Raw genomic sequence first — 1,664 nt, 5'->3', positions numbered from 1 at the left:
CCTCGTGGCCTACGTCGTCCCGGCCACGGCGGACGGCGGCCTGATCAGCGCCGAGGTGCGCGAACACGTCGCGGCCCAGCTGCCCGGCTACATGGTGCCGTCGGCGTTCGTGACGCTGGAGGCTTTCCCGTTGACGGCGAACGGGAAGCTGGATCGGCGTGCGCTGCCCGCGCCCGACTACGGTCCGGGCTCGACGGGCGGCCGGGCCCCGCGTTCGCCGCGCGAGGAGATCCTGTGCGGTCTGTTCGCGGAGGTACTGGGCGTGGAGTCGGTCACCATCGATGACGACTTCTTCCATCTCGGTGGCCACTCCCTGCTGGCGACCAAGCTGGTCAGCCGGATCCGTACCGTCCTGGACGCCGAACTGGCCGTACGCCGCGTCTTCGAGGCGCCGACGGTTGCCGAGCTGGCGGCCGTGCTGGATGCGTCAGGGGTGGTGCGGTCCGCGGTGCGGGCGGTGGTGCCGCGTCCGGCGCGGTTGCCCCTGTCGTTGGCGCAGCAGCGTTTGTGGTTCCTGTATCAGTTCGAGGGTCCCAGCGCGACGTACAACATTCCGGTGGCGTTGCGGCTGAGGGGTGCCCTGGACGAGGGTGCGCTGCGGCAGGCGCTGGGTGATGTGGTGGCCCGGCATGAGAGCCTGCGCACCCTGTTCGCGGAGGACGCGGACGGCCCGTACCAGGTGGTCCTGGACACCGCGGCGGTAGAGCTGACGGTCGCCACGGCCGACAGGGGAACGATCCAAGAGGGACTGAGCCATGCGATACGGACTCCCTTCGACCTCACGAACGACGTGCCGTTACGCGCCTGGCTGTTCCAGCTCGGCCATGACGAGCATGTGCTGCTGCTCGTGGTGCACCACATCGCGAGTGATGCCTGGTCGATGGGTCCGCTGGCCCGTGATCTGACGGCGGCGTACGCGACCCGCGTCACCACCGGTGGGGCTCCTGGGTGGGAGCCGCTGCCGGTGCAGTACGCGGACTTCAGCATCTGGCAGCGCGAGATGCTGGGTGCGGAGGACGACGCCGACAGCGAGATCAACCGCCAGCTGGCGTACTGGAAGACCGCGCTGGCGGACCTTCCCGAGGAGTTGCCGCTGCCCTTCGACCGGCCTCGGCCGGCGACAGCCTCGTACGAGGGCGACCGGATCACCTTCGACGTACCGTCCGGTCTCTACGAAGAGCTGACGCGAATCGCCCGTGAGCGTCGGGCCAGCCTGTTCATGGTGGTGCAGACGGCGCTGTCGACACTGCTGACGCGACTGGGCGCGGGCACGGACATCCCGCTGGGCACGGCCATCGCCGGGCGGACGGATGACGCGCTGGACGAACTGGTCGGGTTCTTCGTGAACACCCTGGTCCTCCGAACGGACACGTCAGGGGATCCCACATTCGCCGAACTGCTCGACCGCGTCCGCGGTGCGGACCTTGAGGCGTATGCCTATCAGGATCTGCCGTTCGAGCGGCTGGTGGAGGTGGTCAATCCGGAGCGTTCGCTGTCTCGGCATCCGTTGTTCCAGACCATGTTGACGTTGAACAACACGGAGCAGGGCGGGGCATCGGCCGTTGTTTCGTTGCCGGGTCTGTCGGTCGCGGGTGAGCCGGTGGCGGCGGGGGCGGCGAAGTTCGATCTGTCGTTCCGGCTTGCGGAGCGTCGTGGTGAGGCGA

The 1,664-nt window shown here is 68.6% G+C and carries 1 protein-coding gene; it reads left to right on the top strand.

The window, feature by feature from the left end:
• The coding region (locus tag NP777_RS46765) for a condensation domain-containing protein (protein ID WP_256656301.1) at positions 1-1,664 on the top strand (1,664 nt) is incomplete at both ends.

It is taken from the genome of Streptomyces rugosispiralis (genome assembly GCF_024505145.1).
GTDB lineage: Bacteria > Actinomycetota > Actinomycetes > Streptomycetales > Streptomycetaceae > Streptomyces > Streptomyces rugosispiralis.
The sequence above is the reverse complement of the archived record's forward strand: the minus strand, read 5'-3'. Positions and strand labels throughout refer to the sequence as shown.